Source organism: Vibrio sp. B4-6 (assembly GCF_963888245.1).
Taxonomy (GTDB): domain Bacteria; phylum Pseudomonadota; class Gammaproteobacteria; order Enterobacterales; family Vibrionaceae; genus Vibrio; species Vibrio anguillarum.
On sequence record NZ_CAWPIM010000044.1, the window covers coordinates 235,147 to 253,393 of the forward strand.

The 18,247-nt window shown below is 47.0% G+C and carries 14 protein-coding genes; 10 read left to right on the forward strand and 4 right to left on the reverse strand.

Annotation, left to right across the window (positions count from 1 at the left end):
- Both AACV20_RS12465 and AACV20_RS12470 read left to right on the forward strand, forming a co-directional pair.
- Entirely contained in the window at positions 1 to 1,461 is a 1,461-nt protein-coding gene (locus AACV20_RS12465; protein WP_094123391.1) for an Lcl domain-containing protein, read from the forward strand.
- Complete coding sequence (locus AACV20_RS12470) at positions 1,458 to 2,015, forward strand: Lcl C-terminal domain-containing protein (RefSeq protein ID WP_017042172.1); 558 nt, start codon at positions 1,458 to 1,460, stop codon at positions 2,013 to 2,015. Before AACV20_RS12465 ends, AACV20_RS12470 begins: the two co-directional genes overlap by 4 nt.
- 191 nt (positions 2,016 to 2,206) lie before the next feature.
- On the opposite strand, the gene AACV20_RS12475 is transcribed toward AACV20_RS12470, so the two are convergent.
- From AACV20_RS12475 to AACV20_RS12485, 3 genes are all read right to left on the reverse strand, one after another.
- Entirely contained in the window at positions 2,207 to 4,543 is a 2,337-nt protein-coding gene (locus tag AACV20_RS12475) for a VolA/Pla-1 family phospholipase (protein WP_170907379.1), read from the reverse strand.
- 15 nt (positions 4,544 to 4,558) lie between these two features.
- A complete protein-coding gene (locus tag AACV20_RS12480) occupies positions 4,559 to 5,794 on the reverse strand; it encodes an outer membrane protein transport protein (protein ID WP_170907380.1) in 1,236 nt (411 codons plus the stop codon).
- Positions 5,795 to 6,139: 345 nt separating this feature from the next.
- Positions 6,140 to 8,188 carry an alpha-amylase gene (locus AACV20_RS12485; protein WP_170907381.1) on the reverse strand — a complete coding sequence of 683 codons (2,049 nt, stop codon included), beginning with the start codon at positions 8,186 to 8,188 and terminating at the stop codon, positions 6,140 to 6,142.
- Positions 8,189 to 8,509: 321 nt separating this feature from the next.
- On the opposite strand from AACV20_RS12485, the gene AACV20_RS12490 reads away from it, so the two are divergent.
- The 8 genes from AACV20_RS12490 (at position 8,510) to AACV20_RS12525 (ending at position 16,296) form a co-directional block, all read left to right on the forward strand.
- Positions 8,510 to 9,418: an aldo/keto reductase gene (locus AACV20_RS12490; RefSeq protein WP_017048162.1), complete on the forward strand. Its 909-nt coding sequence runs from the start codon at positions 8,510 to 8,512 to the stop codon at positions 9,416 to 9,418.
- Between the two features lie 220 nt (positions 9,419 to 9,638).
- A complete protein-coding gene (locus tag AACV20_RS12495; RefSeq protein WP_170907382.1) occupies positions 9,639 to 10,457 on the forward strand; it encodes a hypothetical protein in 819 nt (272 codons plus the stop codon).
- 14 nt (positions 10,458 to 10,471) lie between these two features.
- Complete coding sequence (locus AACV20_RS12500; RefSeq protein ID WP_020477132.1) at positions 10,472 to 11,155, forward strand: ABC transporter ATP-binding protein; 684 nt, start codon at positions 10,472 to 10,474, stop codon at positions 11,153 to 11,155.
- The gene (locus AACV20_RS12505) at positions 11,143 to 12,402 is read left to right on the forward strand and encodes an ABC transporter permease (RefSeq protein WP_170907383.1); all 1,260 of its coding nucleotides are present in this window, start codon (positions 11,143 to 11,145) and stop codon (positions 12,400 to 12,402) included. Before AACV20_RS12500 ends, AACV20_RS12505 begins: the two co-directional genes overlap by 13 nt.
- Positions 12,395 to 13,156: an outer membrane lipoprotein-sorting protein gene (locus AACV20_RS12510; RefSeq protein WP_170907384.1), complete on the forward strand. Its 762-nt coding sequence runs from the start codon at positions 12,395 to 12,397 to the stop codon at positions 13,154 to 13,156. Before AACV20_RS12505 ends, AACV20_RS12510 begins: the two co-directional genes overlap by 8 nt.
- A gap of 1 nt (position 13,157) precedes the next feature.
- Positions 13,158 to 14,459: a hypothetical protein gene (locus AACV20_RS12515; protein WP_170907385.1), complete on the forward strand. Its 1,302-nt coding sequence runs from the start codon at positions 13,158 to 13,160 to the stop codon at positions 14,457 to 14,459.
- Positions 14,459 to 15,511, forward strand: a complete 1,053-nt coding sequence (locus AACV20_RS12520; protein WP_170907386.1) for a sensor histidine kinase — start codon at positions 14,459 to 14,461, stop codon at positions 15,509 to 15,511. Before AACV20_RS12515 ends, AACV20_RS12520 begins: the two co-directional genes overlap by 1 nt.
- Complete coding sequence (locus tag AACV20_RS12525) at positions 15,508 to 16,296, forward strand: LytR/AlgR family response regulator transcription factor (RefSeq protein WP_017049237.1); 789 nt, start codon at positions 15,508 to 15,510, stop codon at positions 16,294 to 16,296. The genes AACV20_RS12520 and AACV20_RS12525 overlap by 4 nt, the downstream gene beginning before the upstream one ends.
- Positions 16,297 to 16,330: 34 nt before the next feature.
- Here AACV20_RS12525 and AACV20_RS12530 read toward each other — a convergent pair whose 3' ends face one another.
- Positions 16,331 to 17,812, reverse strand: a complete 1,482-nt coding sequence (locus AACV20_RS12530; protein WP_228209307.1) for an EAL domain-containing protein — start codon at positions 17,810 to 17,812, stop codon at positions 16,331 to 16,333.
- Positions 17,813 to 18,247: the final 435 nt, after the last annotated feature.

Below are 18,247 nucleotides of genomic sequence, written 5' to 3' on the forward strand. Positions count from 1 at the left end.
ATGCACTTAAGACTTTCAACACTTTCGCTGGCACTTTTACTGGCTGGTTGTGGTGGCGGTGGAAGTGGAGATGTAGCCAATACATCTTTACCCAGCCATAAAATTAGCGGGCAAATTCAAGCGCAAAACGTCGCACTTGATGCCACTGTCTGCATTGATTCTAACCAAAACTTTGCCTGTGATGTGGGCGAAATCAGCACGCAAGCCGATAGCCAAGGGCGCTACACCCTCACGAGTGACAGCACTCAAATCTACCGTTTTCCTATTGTGGCTGACGTTTCTACTGGCATTAGTGTCATGACGAGAAGTCGCCAAACCAGCCAATCATCGATCCTGATTGCGCCGGCGCTGGGCAAAAGCAGTGGCAATATCCTCAACGGTGTGAGTTCTATTTTTGCCGGCATTATGCTGGATGGAAATACGGAGAAAGAAGCGAATCGCTTGCTTGCCGAGCAGCTTTTGCAATTAGGCGTTGAAGTGAATGGTGATATTTCACAAAACTTTAGCCACACAGCATTGGCAATATTGGATGCCAATGCTGTCGTGTTGCTCCAAAAAGCGAAAGCAAGTGAACGAATTGATTTGCTGGCAACGCTTGGGCAAACCATGGCAAAAAATACACCACTGATTGCCTCTGAGATCGTTTCTGGCGAAAAGATGACCGAATATGCTAATACATTGATGGCGCAAGTATCGGAAGAGCGACCTCTGCAAGACACGGGCATTATTCAGTTCTATTCCGATCAAGGTGCACAAGCGCGGGCTGATGCTGATTATCCCGGTCAAGATGCTGAATATGGCCTAGATATTACCGCCAAAAATGGCGTGACGGGTAAGAGCTTTGCGTTCATCAAATTAGATGCGGCTGGCAATGAACTTGAGGCAGAAGCGAGCGATTGGTCATGCGTTAAAGATGTTTACAGTGGACTTATTTGGGAAGTGAAGTCAGAAGATGCCGCGTCTTTGAACTATAAAGAACGGTTGTTTGCATTAGAAATTGCCGACAAGTTTATCCCTTTTGCAAAAGATGTGACGGCTGCTTCCTGTCAGGTGGCAGGTGATACTATTTGCACTACGCAAGATTACATCAATCGTATCAATCAAGATAAATTGTGTGGGTTACAAACGTGGCGTTTACCGACCAACAGCGAGCAATACATGATGCTCGATTTAGGCGAATTGGGTGACGATGCGGTTGGTTTCAACCGGGACTATTTCCCGCATCAGCCGCAGAACACCGAATTTTTTGATGGGCATACGTGGACTTCTGGCATTGCTTATCTCAATACCTCTCAATTTCAAAGCGATGGTTCGATGCAATATCTTTACACGGCGCTGTCTGGTGCAACCAAAGGGGAACGTAGCCCAATTGAACTCTACTCCAGCAGTACGGCGGCGGACAATGACCCGTCTTATGTCTCGCCGATTCGAGTTGTTGCAACCAAGGAGAACAACCAATGAAATCTCATTTAATCGCGGCTTCTTGCTTGATCTTTTCTGCTGTCGGCGTCGCCCAAGAGTGTTCTCCTGATATGACGAAAAGCGCACCCAACACGCGCTATGTCTACAGCGAGCAGGGGACGATCAAAGATAAGCTCACTGGCTTAACGTGGATGCGTTGCCAAGTTGGTAAAACATGGAACGCCGCTACGGAGCAGTGTGATGGCGAAGCGACCGGGTTTCGTTGGCAAAGTGCTTTGCAAGAAGTGGCGGCTATCAACCATCCTCAAAGCCGACACGCATTGCACCAATTTGCCAGCCAAGCCGAATGGCGATTGCCGAATATTAAAGAGTTAGTGTCATTGACTGAAATGGCGTGTTTTGGCCCAGCGATGAATAGCAGAGCATTTGCCCAAGGCTTTAAGTATGAAACAGGCAATATCTTGTCGTATTTATGGAGCCAATCACCCCATCTAGCGAGTGGTCAGGTGTGGTCTTTTGATTCCGTCAATGGCGAAATTTACCACTACGCACCGAATTTTGAATTTGGTGTTTTGCTGGTGGCTGAAGAATAATTGTTATGAAATGACGCCACTTACGCTGTCAGGGAAACGATCAGTCATGTTGACATGACTGATCGGTGTTTTGTTTCACTTCAACAGCACCTAAGATTTGATCCATAGTTGTTGAGATAGGGCAGATGGAGAATTCAAACAGCTTCCAAATAAGGAAGCTGTTTGAATAAGTAAACAGGCTGTTTACTCGGTTAGTTCAAGAAAATAGCCAGCTGTGATAGCGCTCCAGCGCGAAGCACACCATCGGCCGCGTCTTGTGGTGCGAGAAAGGTTGTGTGTGTACCACTGTCCATTTTCACGAAGACCTTAGAGGTGTCAGTGATTACATCAGAGGGTACTGCGTTGGCTAATCCCAATAGTGTTGCCAGGGGTTCGGTACCTGCACGTGTATTTGTGACATTGTTAGGTACACTCTCGTCTCCCGCCACTTGCAATAAATAAGTAGGGATTGTCGCGGTTCCACCACTGATTAGGTAACTTGCGTTTGTGTATGGATCCATAGTATCGAGCAAGGTTTGAGTCGCGTAGGTAAATTGATCCAACTGACTTTGCAGTGCCGCTTTGTCTGAGGCAGAGGCTGTGTTTTCAAACGTGGTGTAGCAAACTTTCTCTGTTAACCCTGGACAGTATTGGTCGGCGAATGCTTTGTATTTGGGGCTCGCACTTAAGGCGAGATTATGTTTAATGAGTGGGCCATAGTTTGCTGAACCCATTAACAAGTTACCGATTTGACCACCTGAGTTTGCAATGGCCATTCCAGAGAATTTATACAGCGCATCACCACTAGCATCACCGATAGTGCGGTTCGCGTTCGCGACAGCGCTTAAGCCGACGATTCCTCCCAATGAGTGGCCTAGGAATTTTGGTGGTGTCATCGCGGTATTGGCTGCGGTTGCTAATTGAGAACCAACAAACAACCCTGCACTTTGTGAGTAAGTAATGGCCGCACGCAGCCCCATGATATCTAAGATACTCTGACGCGTGTTGTCACGAGCGACGGCCAAGTTGTTCAAATTGAGGTACGCTAGAATATCGGCATTAGCTGAGCGCTGTGCATCTAAACTGCGAGCACCATGCAGCGGTTGATCAATGGCAATCACGGCGATACCAGCATTGGCTAAATGTGCTGCTGTGAAGTACGCATCTTCTTTAACAGAAGTTATACCGTGTTGGTAAATCACGATCGGCCAGTTTGTTCCCGCGTTAGGAGTAAACAGTAAAAAATCAACATCTTCTAAGGATTTCACCTTAGGTACAGGGCTATAGCGTGTAATGATGCGCTGAGGATCGAGTGGGCTGCCATCAGACTTTGTGAGGGTCAAGCCCACCAGTTTAAGCTGTTCACTTGGGCTGGTTGCTAGTTGAGTCACGTCGATATTGTTAGCAATGAGCTGATTGGCGATGGTGGCTTTTTCATTGTCATCTGCCAAAGCATTTTTAATCAAGGCTAAACTTGGCATTGCTGATTCAAACGGCTGTGAGTTCCAGTTGCTTCCTTTCTCTAAATAATAAGGGAGCTTAACCGTTCCAGTCGTGACATTAACGTGATAACTGCTGGTTGTGTATTCATTTTCAATAAACGCTTTAGCGGTTGTTTTTTCTGCGCCAATGTAAGTTTGAAAATTTGCATCGTTATTAAGTGCGGTTACAAAATCGGTTGTAGCACCAAAGCTCATGGTATAAGCGGCGCTCAAATTAAGGTTATTTGGGTTTGCACCTTGCTTCCAAATATTACCAATATCTGTCGTTGCAAGGCCTGCTGCGGTAGCGCCTTTCACACTGTAAAGTGTCTGACCAACAGATTGAGTACTAAACCACGTTGAATAAATAATCTTGGTTTGATCCACCCCTGCCAAAGCGAAAATGCTTTCTACGCCTTGGGTCACTTTTTGTAGTGCCCCTAGCTTATCATCGGTATAGATTTTCACTTTGGACTTCAATGCGGCGTAGCTGCTGGATGTGCCTGCAATATTGCCATTTACATCCGTAATCTCATCTGTCACGGCTAAAATATATTCACTGGCAGGGTTGAGCGCTTTGTTTGGCACGATCGCAATTTTATCGCTGCTGGCACTGGCGATGGCAGCAAAGTCGGTGTTCAATGTCAGCACGTTTTTAACCGTTGGGCTGCCAATCATACTGTCGGTCAGTTCAATTAAATAAATACCGTTAGAGATAAGACCGTCAGCCAATCCTACGCCTTCAAAGTCTAAAAACAGTGGCATTGATGTTGACCAACCATCCATGGTACCCATAGCGGCGACTGGATTGGTTAAGGCGTCATCACCCTTGGTTGGAATTTCTAACGTGCCGTCTTTGGCATTCATGAGTGCAAAAGAGGGTAGTGGTACGTTTGCGTTTGCGCCGCTGAGCGTGAATTTTATGCTGGTGTCGCGTTTTAACGCGTCTTGAATGTAGGCTTCGTAAGTGGGTGTTGTGCTTGCTCCCGAACTGTTCGTTTCATCACCACAACCGATTAACCATAACGCAGAGCAGAGCAGCGATATTTTGAATGTTGTTTTAAGCATGACTTATCCCTGAGTTTAGTTGAATGTGTAGTTAAGTTGAATAGCGCTAAGGTAAGCAGTCCCTTGTGATTCAAACGTCAATGTTTCATTGAGTTTGTTGGTTTCGGTAAACGTGCCGCTTTTACTTTTCACCAGTGCAAAACCCGCATCAATGGATAGCGAGTCGCTGATCACGTAGCTCACGCCCGCTGAATACCAATAACGGTCGCTATCTGGAATACTCAATGTGGCTTCGCCAGCTTGTTCATCAAAAGCAAAACCGACGCGTAGTGTCCAAGTCGAGTTTAATTGATAAGTTGAACCCAATGACCAACGGCCACTGTCTTCATACTTTTCAGACTTATAAAAACACTCTCCGTTGGTACATTGTGATGACGTTGCCTTTAACTCTTTGAATGAACTCCAGTCGGTACGTTGGTACCCGTAATGCAACGCCATGCTATCCGTGAGTTGGTGAAATGCGGAAATTTCCCACATCGCAGGTAGCGTGATTTTTAAACGTCCTTCAACAACAGCGTTTGTTGCAACACCTGAGCTATAGCTTGAAAACTCACCATCATCAAAATCCAGATCAACAGCAGAGCGGTAAGCAAAACCGACACGGTGGTTTGGGTTGAATTCATATAAGCTGCCGATGTTCCAGCCCAAAGCCACGGTTTCTCCAGTCATTCCGACTAGGTTGTCAGAGGCAGAGCCACCAGTAAATACGGCTAAAGCACCTTTATGTCGTGTCAGTTTTGCTTCGGCATAGACGAGGTTAACACCCGCAGCGAGACTAAGCTGTTCGCTAACACGGTAGGCAATGTTCGGGTTTAAATTGACAGAAAGAAGAGAAGTATCGCCTGCAAGATCGCCTGCATAAATATCATTAGGGTAGTCTGTAGCGACGCCGTAAGTGGTGAATATTCCCATCCCCCAAGCCCATTTTTCATTGATTGGACTGACGTAGTAAGCCGCGGGAACGACTTGCAATGGTGCAACATCGTTCATTTTCTGTTGGTTTTTCACATCATATACATCAACCTCTGGGTCAACGATGGACAGTGCACCAGAAAACTGCGTCGTATCAAACCGTGTCATGGCTGCGGGGTTGTGTGCAATCACACTCGCGTTATCGGCCACCGCTCCTTCACCAGAGAAAGCACGTCCTAGCCCTGAGGCTGAATGCTCTGCCACTTGGAAGCCTGCAGAGTGAACATTAAACGCTGTCAATATTGATAGCGCGAGTAGCGTGCGGGGTTTGATGATCATTCTCGACCTCCTAAGGCCTTGTTATCGTAATGGCATTGCAATGCGAGATGTTAATTTTGTGTTGTTGATATGTCAAAGAAAATGATGTCTTTATTTCAATTAGCGGCGAATGATAGTGTGTAAGTATTTGTAAATCAAATGAAAAGTTGGTGGTTTTGGTATGACCAGTAGAGTTGTGCTTATTTGGCAGGGTAATTGGTTTAGCTTGTGCTAAAGTTGATTTTTATGCTTCAACACGTTCATAATATTGATGTTTTGGTGGGTGAGTTTAAATTATTTGACCAAAAAAATGGTGAAGAAACAGAGGCAGTCACTATGGTGTGTGCAACTACCTCTGTGGTGGGTTTAACGGCCAACAAAAGCAATAACGACACGGTCATTATTTAACGTTCTAGAGAACAGATAGGCATTTTGCTGTTCAATCTCATGATGAATACCTGCGCCAATGGCAGGGTGCGATTGACGAAATTGGCCTAGCGTTTGCCAATGCTTCAGTAGCGCTTGTCGCTCTTCATCCAGTGACCACACCATGTCAGAACGCGTGCCTTGGTGAAAATCATCGGCGTAAGGGCCAACTTGACGTGCGACTTCATCACCGTAGTAAATTTGCACCGCACCCGGTGCGAGAAGCAATGCATTGGCGGCATTACGCTGCATTTCAAAGGAGTTAAAACGGCTAAAAAACAGCTCGGTATCGTGAGAAGAGAGGTAGCTCACGGGGGTAAAATCTGGGTATTTCGCTAGCGTTTGCGCGTAGTCGCGGTACACCATCGCCATTTGGCTTAAGCAGGCTGCGCCTTTATCGACTCTTTTTTGCATATCAAAGTTGATCAGTGCATCAAAGCCATCATCAAAATAGGGGCTGCGGTAAGCTGAATGGCCCCATACTTCGCCCATCATCCAAAAGGGTTGCCCTTGCTGCCCGTTTTGCTCGCGCCAAGCTTCTAAACTGCGTGATGCCTCGCTTTTTAAGCGTCGCCATACCTCGCCTTCCACATGTTTTACGGTGTCGACGCGGTAACCATCAATACCAAAGCGTTTAACCCAATCGGTTTGCCACTCAATTAAGTAATCGGCAACGCTATACTGCTCGTGCGCTACCACGCGAGTGCCAGGGTTATTAAGTAGCCACTGCGGCGGCGTCACCGCTTGTGTTGATTCAGTGCGGAAATCCGGTAAGCCGGCCAGCGTCATCGTGATATCGCTAGATCCGGGTTTCTGGTAGCCGGGCAACCCAGCGCGAACCCAATCCTTGCCCCACCACTGCGACCAGTTGGCGCTTTGATAATCAATGGATTGATTGTAGCTGTGCCAGTTTTCTTCAGCTTTCGGCATCCAATCAACCCATTTTTGCGGTAAATTTTGGGGATTAACCACCTCAATCTGATCAAATTGCAGGTCAGCCAAGGTGGCGTAGCCGGAATGGTTGAGCACCGCATCGAGCAAGATTTTTATGCCTCGTTTATGCGCTTCAGTGACCAGCGTTTTGAGATCCTCCTCATCACCAAAATTTTGATCGATCTTGGTAAAATCACGCGTCCAGTAACCGTGATAGGCATAAAAAGGGAACGAGCCACTGTCACCACCGCCGACAAAACCGTGCACCTGCTCCACAATCGGCGAAAGCCAAATCGCGTCGGTGCCTAAGCTTTTGATGTAATCGAGTTTGGCAATCACACCTTTTAGGTCGCCACCGTGGAAAGTACCCACTTCTTCTTTGCCATCTTTTTTACGGCCATAGCTATTGTCGTTACTTGGGTCACCATTGTTGAATCTGTCCACCATCACAAAGTAAATAGTGGCATTGCGGTAGGTAAAGGGTTCGCTGGCGGCATCCGTTGTGGGGGCAAGCAGCACCAATCCACCACTGGTTGGTGACGGCATTAAGGTGACTTGGCTATTTTTCACGCTGAGGATTTGGCCGGTAAATGTCTCTTTTAGTCGTGTGCCATCGGGGAACGTATTGTCCAGTTGTAAGGTCACTTCGCCGCCTTGGTAGTGCTCGCACGAAACACTCGGTATCGGCCGTTTAAATTTGCTAGTAGTGGATTTTTTGGCTTGGCGGACAAAGGTTAAGGTCTGCTGCTCGCCGTCATAAGCGAAGGCGTAATCGCCAGTGAAACGTATCGTCAGCGGCAGTTCGGTTTCTTGTCCACAATTGAGGGCGATGGGCGCGTTGAATTTGATGCTCTGCTGAGCTGGCGCGCTGCACTGGCCCTCAATCCCTGACACTTTTATTGTGTAGCTTTCTTTGGCCAAGGGAATGACTAAAGGCGTTTTCGCATCCAGCGGAAAGTCGCGGCTAGTCGTGGTGGTCGAAATGGTCAGATTGGGCGCGGCAAACACAACAGGCGCGGCAGCGCAAAGTGCGAGTGTTAACGTTGAGAATTTCATGCTCTATCCTTGGCCTTCATGGGTTAGGGTGATTTGTTTTTGCATTATCGTCAGTCGCTGTAGGGCGAGATGCTTCATCGCTAACAATAAAAGCAGAGAGAGAAGTTGACATCATTCTTGTGCCTAAGCCTTAAGAATTTGGCGTTGATCACAAAGCATGGCTTGGGGGCGTAGAAGCGATGAATTTTCCAGCGATATAAATTGTCAACGTGTAGTGAATCTCACAACTTCGGCGCGTAATCTTAACTTATTCGGTAGATTCATTGAGCCGTCATCGAAACCTGCTTAGGATGACGGCAATTAAGTCAAAGGAGACAACCAATGGTTGCTAAAGTAACAATCGCGCCGCAAGGGCCAGATTTTTCAGAGCTAGTACAAGGTTACTGGCGTTTGGCAGATTGGGGCATGACGCCACAACAGCGTTTAACGTTTTTAAAACAGCACATTGAATTGGGCATTAGCACGGTTGACCATGCGGATATTTACGGTAACTACCAGTGCGAGAAACTGTTTGGTGAAGCCTTAGCGCTGGAGCCCGCGCTGCGCGAGCAGATCCAAATCGTCACTAAGTGCGACATCAATTTGTGTGGCGCAAAAACGCCGCAGCGTAAGATAAACCACTACGATACCAGTTCTGCGCATATCTATCAGTCGGTCAATAATTCACTGGAACGACTCGGTGTGAGCGAAATCGATCTGCTGCTGATCCACCGCCCAGATGCCTTGATGGATGCCGATGAAGTCGCCGAAGCGTTTTCTGAACTGCGCAAAGTGGGCAAAGTGAAGCACTTTGGTGTGTCGAACTTTAGCCCGCGCCAGTTTGAACTGCTGCAATCTCGCCTAGGTAAACCGTTAGTGACCAACCAAGTGGAGATGAACCCGCTCAATTTCGATGTGGTGCACGATGGCACTTTGGATCATTTGCAAACGCAGCGCATTCGCCCAATGGCTTGGTCTTGTTTAGCTGGTGGCGAGATTTTTAACGGCCAGACTGAACAAGCCCAACGCGTGCGCAGTGAGCTAGAAGCGATCGCCCAAGAAATCGGCGCAGACAGTATTGATCAGGTTATTTACGCTTGGGTACTGCGTCTGCCTTCTAAGCCGCTGCCGATTATTGGCTCTGGTAAAATTGACCGCGTCAAAGCGGCAATTGCTGCGCTTGATTTAGAGCTGACCCGCGAGCAGTGGTATCGGGTTTGGGTCGCCGCCAAAGGGCATGGCGTGCCATAGAGCGGATGTTTTTTGGAACAGGTGCTTTTTAGAACAGATGCTTTTGAAAACAGATGTTTTTGCCCCGCGATACGCTTTTCGTATTGCTATTATTTCAGTATTACGATTAGGTTTTAATCTCACTCTCCCAACCAGCCCTCAGTGGCTGGTTTTTTTGTCTACTTCCCATTCACGTCATCCAGCCTGCCATTAACGCTGCATAATCCCCCTTTATCGCAAAGTGGCGCATCTGGCCTATTTGCTGCGTAATCTGTCGTCATCAAGCAAATTTCATCACCAACGAATGAAAGGGACCATCATGATGACGACATTTTCTTATTCACGCTCACTTCGCAACCTGCTACTCAGTGTCGGGTTGCTGCTAAGCATCACGGCTGTTCAAGCTAATCCAAGCGACGCTTTAATTATGCAGTACAACCAAGCGGCCGAAGGCGACAGTGACAAAGTGGAGCTTGTGCTTCACCAACTAGAGCAGTTGATTAAACAGCAAGGGGCCAAACCGCTCAGCTTAGCTTATCTGGGCAGTGCACAAACCCTGCAAGCGCGTGATGCATTCATGCCTTGGAATAAGATGAGATACGTCGAAGAAGGCTTGGCCACCATAGACAAAGGCCTGACTTTACTCAGCAATCACCCGCAGCCGCTTGCTGAACAAGAGCGCGTCATGGGGCTGCCGGATAGCTATTTAACGCGCGCGGTTTCGGCCGCGACTTACACCTCACTGCCCGATATGTTCAACCATTTTGAGCGTGGTTATGATTTGTATCTCGACCTTCTTGTTGAACCCGAATTAACTGCACAACCTTTTGCCGCCACCGCATGGGTTTATCGATACGCCATTCAAGCCGCCCTTCGTGCCAACGACATTCCTCAAGCAGAGCAATGGCTTGCTCAGATGCAAACTCATCAGAAGCAAGGTAATCAAGTTGACAACCAGCCAGCGGAGCATCCGCAAATAATCCAAGCCAAGGCTTTGATTACAAATGCGTTGATTGAAAACGGATTGACTGAAAAAACGCATGAATTGAAAAGCGAATGAGGGAGGGCAACAAAATGCTACGATTTGAACAGATCAGTAAAACCTATCAATTAGGCATGCAGCCGCTGCTGGCGTTGAGCGCGGTGAATGGCGAAGTCAAACAAGGTGAAATGCTAGCGCTGTGCGGCCCGTCAGGTTCGGGAAAAAGCACTTTGCTCAATATCTTGGGTCTGCTTGATCAAGATTACCAGGGTGACATTGAACTGGCGGGTTACCCTTACCCAACCGAGCCAAGAGAGGCGGCGGCGCTGCGGCGCAAAAAATTAGGCTTCGTTTTCCAAAAATTCAACTTAGTTCCGGTGATGACAGCGGCGGAAAATATTGCTTACCCATTGATGCTAAATGGCTACAGCCTGCGCGATCAGCGTACTTTAACGCGCACTATGCTAGCCAAAGTGGGGTTAGAAACGCTGGCTCACCACCGGCCGGATCACCTTTCAGGCGGTCAGCAACAGCGCGTAGCCATTGCGCGCGCGCTGATCCATAACCCTGAAATGGTGATTGCCGACGAACCGACCGCCAGTTTAGACAGCCATACCGCCAATGTGGTGATCGACATCATGAAAAGTCTTGGACACGAAATGGGTACCACTTTTATTGTGGCTACGCACGACGCGCGCATGGCCAACCGCTGCGACCGAACCTTGCAGCTTGTGGATGGCAAAGTGATTCAGGAGGCGATGAAATGGGCAAGCTGATTTCTATGGAATGGCGTATGGCGGCGCTGAACTTACTGCGTAATCGCCGCCGCAGCCTGCTTTCGGTATTGATCATTGCCATTGCTGTTTTCGCATTGACCAGCGCCGGAGGATTTGGCCTTTACACTTACCAAGCACTGCGCGAATCCACTGCGCGCGACACCGGGCATTTAACGCTCAGCCAACCGGGCTTTTTTGAGCAAGATGAAGAGTCACCACTGGCTAATGGGATTGCCGACAGTGCGTTGATTGTTGAGCGATTAATCGACGATAAGCGGATACGAGGCATCCAGCAACGCATTGAGTTTAGCGGGTTGGTCTCTAACGGTAGCAAATCGACCATTTTTGTCGGTTCCGGCGTTAACCATAAAGAGTTTGATATGAAAGGGCCATTTTTGGACGTTCGCCAAGGCAAAACCTTGTCCAACATTGACTCCCCTCGATTTGATGCGAGTGAGCCGGAAGTGATGCTGGCGGTGGATCTCGCCAAAAACTTAAACGTGTCGATTGGCGACTGGGTTACGTTACTGACCAGTACCGCTGATGGCGCGCTCAACGCGGTTGATTTCAAAGTGCACGGCATCTATTCCACGGGTGTGCCTGAATTGGATAAACGCCAATTGTATCTGCACATTCAATCGGCCTCTGAGCTGTTAGCTTCGAATAAAGTGAGCACCTTATCGCTGTTTTTGTTTAGTACCGAACAGACAGAAACCATGCGGCATTGGGTTGAAAACAAACTGTCATTAATAAGCCTTCGCCAAGCGATTCAAGTGACGCCTTGGCAGCAGCGCGCGTTTTTTTATCAAAAAGTAAAAGATCTTTACGATCGCATCTTCGGCATCATGGGGTTGGTGATGGGGTTGGTGGTTTTCGTCGCGCTATTTAACACCTTAACCATGTCGGTCACGGAGAGAACCCGGGAAATCGGAACGCTGTCGGCGCTTGGCACTTACCCAAATGAAATCGTCGCCAGCTTCATACGCGAAGCCGTACTGCTAGCCATTTTAGGTACGCTGGTGGGTGCGGCGCTCAATGCCCTAACAAGCGTGTTATTGATGGTAGTCGATGTGCAAATGCCACCGCCACCGGGACGCACGGAAGGGTATCCTTTGCATATTTATTTTTCATGGGAATTGGTTCTGCTGAGTGCGTTTGGCGTACTGAGCATTTGTATTGCAGCGGCTTGGTTGTCGGCACGCAAAGGAGTCAACAAGCCAATCACGGAGGCACTGGCTTATGTATAAATGGATGATGTTATTACTGATCACGCTTAGCGGTGGCTACTCGGCCGCTGGCTGGGCGGCGCTGGATGCTGGGCAAATGACCAAAAACGCCGACCAATATCGCCTTGGTTACAGCGCGGCTAAAGTCGTCTCTTTGGTGTCGCTTTATGAACGTGGTGAGCTCGATAAAACGCGTCAATATCACGTGTATACCAAAGCCAATCGCGACTCGTTAGTGGTGTTCAAATCCTCCGTTGAAGCGGGGCAAAAAATGCTGATGCTCGATGAAAACTACTGGTTGTTGATGCCAAAAAGCCGCCGCCCTATTCGTATTACGCCAATGCAAAAACTGCTTGGTGAGGCTTCGGTGGGCGATATTTCAACACTGACGTGGAGCGAGGATTACCAAAGTCAATTGATGGGTGAAGAGCAGATAGAAACACCCAATGGTCAACCTTACCTGACGCATAAGTTGTCATTACTGGCTGTCACAGAAGGGGCGAACTACCAGCAAATTATCTTATGGTTGGATAAAGAGAACGATTTCCCAATCAAAGCTTCTTTGTATTTACGTTCTGGGAAACTGGCCAAGCAGGCTTGGTTTCGCGCTGGTGAAAAAGAGGGACGAATGCGCGTAACCAGTATGACGCTGCTTGATCAAATTCAACCGACCAAAAAAACGGTGGTTGAGTATCAACACATCGAGCCCATGGAGCTAGATGAAAAATATTACAACCCCGCCTATCTGACTCGTGACAGTCTATCGGAGTTATGAGATGAAGCGTGTTGCGTTCGCTTTTTTCACTAGCGTATTGAGCTTAGCTGCGCGGGCAGAAGCCCCCAGTTTTGATTGGGATTGGGTAATGAGCGCATCCACCATGGCGCATCGCGACAGCCTTTTTTTTCCTAGTAATCAAGCGCGCGATACGCAGCAGATTGAGGCGTTATTGGATGTAGAAATGAGGTGGCATGGCTGGTTGGGTCTAGTGGCTATCAAACAAAACGCCTTGTGGAGTAGCGATGCACAGCAGCACGCCGACAGCGAGTTCATTCTACAAGAACTGTTTTGGCAAGGCAGCCTAGTGCTGGCTGATGTGCCGTTTGAGCTGACACTAGGAAAAATGCGCTTGGATTGGGGAGTGGGCTACGGTTATCGTCCGCTTGATCTCTTTCAGCCTTATCGCCGCAATCCGGTCGGTATTCAGGTAGAAGAGGGGGCCGGAATGCTCTCTGCTTCTTATTATGATCAGCAAGGTGAATGGACGCTTTTTTATACAGATTCCTCTTGGACAGAGCAGCAAGGCAGCGAGTTACAACAAATGACCGAACAACAAGGGGCGGGCGTAAGGCGTTATCAGTTGATGGGCAATGCCGAATGGCAGGCGATTGCTTACTATGATGACGTTCGACGCGGCGTGCTGGGTAGCTCGTTTGTTACTGTGCTCACTGACGCATGGGAAGTGCATGCGTCAGCGCTCTATCAGCGTCATTATTTGGCGTACCAACAGCCCAGCGCGTTGGCTCAAGCAGTTTACTCTCAACAACAAGAGATTGAATCGCGCATGGCTCTTGAATCACGAACTCAAGGCTATCAGGCACTGGTAGGGTTCAACTGGTCGGGAAGTGATGGGCAAAGCGTCATTGCAGAATATTGGTTCGACAGTCGCAGTTGGGGAAAAGAGCAGTGGCAACAAGCGCAGACCAACGCGGATTCGGTTCGTTATCAGCATAATCAAGCGTTAGGTTGGTCTTACGCACAAGGCTATAACCACGTGAATCTCGTGCAGCATAATGTGATGTTGCATGCTTCGTTAGATAGCCAAGCTTGGCGTCATTGGCTGTGGAGTCAGAGTATTGAATGGTTGCAAGGCTTAGTGCCGACACTTGATGTGCTGATTGCACCGCAAGATGGCGGCGTGATCGCTACCCAATGGCTCAATTACTCAGTGTACGATTCGGGTACAGCCTCTATCGAAATCGAACTGGCCGCACGTTTTATGACTGGGCCTGCTGACTCTACATATGCAAACTTACCAGATAAGCATATGATTCTATTAAATATGAAAGGGAAATTCTAATGTGCGAGAAAGTTGAGATTCGAAATCTTGCCAAAAGCTTGTTATTTACTTCGCTGTTTTGTGTGGTGATCGCCTTTACCACTCAGGCCATTTGGCCCAGTGACATCACGTTGCACTTAGCAATAAGCTTTGGCTACGGTTACAGCGCTGTGGCTATTGCTCACTTATTGAGTCGCTTCGCACCGCAGTTGTCCGCACGCTTAGTGAACGTTTTTTCGCTCACGGGGTCGATGATTTTCGGTACGTTACACGCTTATTTATGGCTTAGTAAATACGCGCACTTTAGTCATTTTTCAGCAATGAAACCAGTGATTTTTCTCGGTTTCGTTTTTACTGGCGTTTGCTTTTTCTACTTCTACGCACATGAACAAAAGCTGGTTGCTGAAAAAGCGCTAGAAGCCTCCAAACGGCGTCAATCTGAACAAGAGAAAGCCTTGATTTTGAGCCAGTTGCAGCAGTTACAAAGTCAAATTGAACCCCATTTCTTATTTAATACGCTTGCCAATATCAGCGTGTTGATTGGCTCTGAGCCTTATAAAGCGCAAATGATGCTCGAAAAACTAACCGACTTATTGCGTGGGTCGCTGCGTAGTAACCGCAATCGCACCACAACGCTACGTGAAGAGTTACATTTAGTCGATGCGTATTTGGGTATTCAAAAAATTCGTTTAGGTGATCGGCTGGATTATGAGATTGCAATGCCTGGCGCAGCGGATGACATTCCTTTGCCGCCGATGCTGTTACAACCTTTGGTTGAGAATGCTGTTAGCCATGGTATTGAGCCTAAAGCCGCGGGGGGAAAAGTGACCATCAAAAGTGAAATTTATGACGAGTGGTTTGAAGTCAGTGTCTGTGACAGTGGCATTGGATTACAGCCGAGTGCTCTTTCAGCAGGACATGGTATTGCGTTGGATAATATTCGCCAGCGCTTAAGCGGCCTATTCGCTGATGATGCGTGTCTCACTATCGCCCAAAATCATGATGCTGGCGTGACGGCAACGATTAGAATAAAGCGGCTATTGTTGGACCAACTACAAGGAAGTGCCACATGAGTACTGTCTCTGCGACCGCTATTATTGCTGATGATGAACCGTTATTGCGGCATCATTTAAACCGTGCATTAGGAGAAGTGTGGCCAGAGCTCGATATTGTCGCGCAAGCCGAAAATGGACGTGTGGCATTGTCCATGATTGAGCAGCATCAGCCTGAGGTGGCCTTTATTGATATTCGAATGCCAGAAATGGATGGTATGTCGCTCGCTAGGCAATTGGCTGGTTTGGCAAAGCCACCACTGATTGTATTTATCACCGCCTATGATGAGTATGCCATTCAAGCTTTTGAAGCCAATGCGGTGGATTATTTATTGAAACCGCTTTCTGAAGCGCGTTTAGTGCAGTGCTGTACTAAGTTGCAGCTAAGATTAGCCGAGCATTCTTCTGAGCGACAATTACCTGATTTGCAAACCCTTTTACAGCAGATACAGCATATAAGCCAACAGGCATCGCCGTCGTTTTTAAGCTGGTTAAAAGTTCAAAAAGGTGAAGATATTCACCTGATTTCGGTGGCGGATATGTTGTACGCTAAAGCCGAAGACAAATATTTATCCATATACGTAAAGAGTGATTCTGGAGTGCAGGAGTTCTTACTGCGCAGTTCATTGAAAGAGTTGCTGCAACAGCTTGACCCGAATCAGTTTTGGCAAATCCACCGTTCAACGGCAGTGAATGTTGCCAAGATAGATAAAGTGAAAAAAGAGTTCACGGGTAAAATGTACGTCTTGATTGGTCATGATAAGTTACCCGTCAGCCGTGCGCTGCAAGCTCAATTTAAGTCGTAACTGAATTTAAACCGCCGTTCGATTGATCGCGTGATTAGCGGTGTGCGATCTGCTTGGCGGACAGGGTGAATCGGAAGAAAGCATCCACAGACATAGGTTCAGAATAATAAAAACCTTGGATGTAACGTACACCCAACAGCTCTAATTCTCTCACCTGATCTTGGTTCTCAACGCCCTCAGCAATCAGCCGCATGTTCAATTGCTTTGCTAGTTTAATCATCGACACTAACACCGAAGTAATGGCTGAATTTTGATGCAAGCTTTTAATAAACACTTGATCAATTTTGAGAGTATGGAAGTCATGTTGGTGGATAAAATTTAAGCCTGAGTAGCCGGTACCAAAATCGTCAATGGCGATTTTAAAGCCTAGCTGTTTCAGTCGCTGTAAGTTTTCCATGGCTAACTTCAACTCGTCCACGTTGAAATGGTTGTCCTCGGTGATCTCCAACAGAAGTCGTGGAACAATGGCTGGGTGTTTTGCCGCGTAGCGTTTCATGTAATCCATAAAGTAATTATCAATGATCAATAACCGGCTGACGTTGATGCTGATGTATTGATCGTGCAACGCATGTTTGTGCTGCTCCACACATTCTGTCACCAATTTCAACACACGGTAGGTGATTTGGTGAATCACGCCAATACGCTCTGACAACGGGATAAAAATGGTGGGTGAAATATAGCCTTGAGAGGGTTCATTCCAGCGCAGTAGCGCTTCGCTACCAACAATTCTATTCTCGGTAATGTCGACGATCGGTTGTAAATAGAGTTCCAACTGATGGTTTGATATTGCCTCTCTCAAAGAGACTTCTAAGGTATTTCGGCTGAGGTGATAGTTGTAATAAGCAAGATAAATCAAAGAGATAATACTTGCTGTAAGCAAGGCAAGCCATAAGTTATCGAGAAAATGGTAAGCATAAGATCCGTTATTTAAGTAGATCTGAATTGAGAGTGGGTAATGCTCGGATTTAAAGAGAAAGCTAGTATGAGCAGAATCGATCTCTTCCTGATCACTGCGAATACTTTGGCTTAACACATTGACCTGATAGCCGTAGTGCCATTTGGCAAGTTTAGGAGCGACTAGGTTCATAAACTGTTCTGGAGGCATCAGTGCATTGAGGCCGCTCATATCTGGCTGTGAAGAATAGACAAAAAATGTTTGCTCTTTACTGCGAGATTTGGTTAATGAAATGGTCGTATTCGTTGGAGATTGTTTAAGCCTGTCAAGAATATGTTTGTACAAATGAATGGTGGTATGGCCTTCATTACTGGTGCAAAAAATAGTCCCGTGAGCGTTGTACATGCCCACTTCTTTGACCATTTTCGAGCGAAATACATAGCTCCTCAGAGCAATGATGTCTTCTCTTTGGCAGTGCTTTGAAATGTTTTTACTTAACTGGTTCAGTTCATCCGACGTTTGATTGATGTGATGTTCCAGTTGTGTAATGGCTTGTTCACCGAAACGGGTTGCCAGCCGATTAGTGTCGTAAAAGTTTTTAATTATCGCCAAAGCGAACACAAAAAAGAAAATACCCAAAATAGGTGCGAATGTGCTTACCTTTGTCGACAGTATTCCTTTTGCTATGCTAAATGTGCTCGGTGAACTGTCATTATTGTGCATTACAGACAGTGCTCATAGGTTATTACCAGTAAAAATCAGTATTGCTTTGATGTTGATTACTATAAGTAATTAATCCCTAAACGTAACCTAAGTAACTGTCTCAAAAATGAGATGATGTGCAGTAATCTGCTTGTCAATCTCTTTGCTAAACGTCTCTAATTTCATATTTTTCTTAATATACAAGCCGATAGGTTTTCTTATGTGGCGTTTCGCTAGCCAGACTCTGTTTTGACGCTAGTGATGCTTTAACGCACAATTATGCTCAGTGATGTAATTTACATAAATATAAATTTGCATAATCAATTGCGACTAAAATAACAGTTGTCTATTGCT

What these genes read in the sequence shown, in the direction of transcription:
- AACV20_RS12470 (WP_017042172.1), top strand. Translation starts at nt 1,458, where the DNA reads ATGAAATCTCATTTAATCGCGGCTTCTTGCTTGATCTTTTCTGCTGTC.
- AACV20_RS12510 (WP_170907384.1), top strand. Translation starts at nt 12,395, where the DNA reads ATGTATAAATGGATGATGTTATTACTGATCACGCTTAGCGGTGGCTAC.
- AACV20_RS12480 (WP_170907380.1), bottom strand. Translation starts at nt 5,794, where the DNA reads ATGATCATCAAACCCCGCACGCTACTCGCGCTATCAATATTGACAGCG.
- AACV20_RS12475 (WP_170907379.1), bottom strand. Translation starts at nt 4,543, where the DNA reads ATGCTTAAAACAACATTCAAAATATCGCTGCTCTGCTCTGCGTTATGG.
- AACV20_RS12465 (WP_094123391.1), top strand. Translation starts at nt 1, where the DNA reads ATGCACTTAAGACTTTCAACACTTTCGCTGGCACTTTTACTGGCTGGT.
- AACV20_RS12525 (WP_017049237.1), top strand. Translation starts at nt 15,508, where the DNA reads ATGAGTACTGTCTCTGCGACCGCTATTATTGCTGATGATGAACCGTTA.
- AACV20_RS12505 (WP_170907383.1), top strand. Translation starts at nt 11,143, where the DNA reads ATGGGCAAGCTGATTTCTATGGAATGGCGTATGGCGGCGCTGAACTTA.
- AACV20_RS12520 (WP_170907386.1), top strand. Translation starts at nt 14,459, where the DNA reads ATGTGCGAGAAAGTTGAGATTCGAAATCTTGCCAAAAGCTTGTTATTT.
- AACV20_RS12500 (WP_020477132.1), top strand. Translation starts at nt 10,472, where the DNA reads ATGCTACGATTTGAACAGATCAGTAAAACCTATCAATTAGGCATGCAG.
- AACV20_RS12490 (WP_017048162.1), top strand. Translation starts at nt 8,510, where the DNA reads ATGGTTGCTAAAGTAACAATCGCGCCGCAAGGGCCAGATTTTTCAGAG.
- AACV20_RS12515 (WP_170907385.1), top strand. Translation starts at nt 13,158, where the DNA reads ATGAAGCGTGTTGCGTTCGCTTTTTTCACTAGCGTATTGAGCTTAGCT.
- AACV20_RS12485 (WP_170907381.1), bottom strand. Translation starts at nt 8,188, where the DNA reads ATGAAATTCTCAACGTTAACACTCGCACTTTGCGCTGCCGCGCCTGTT.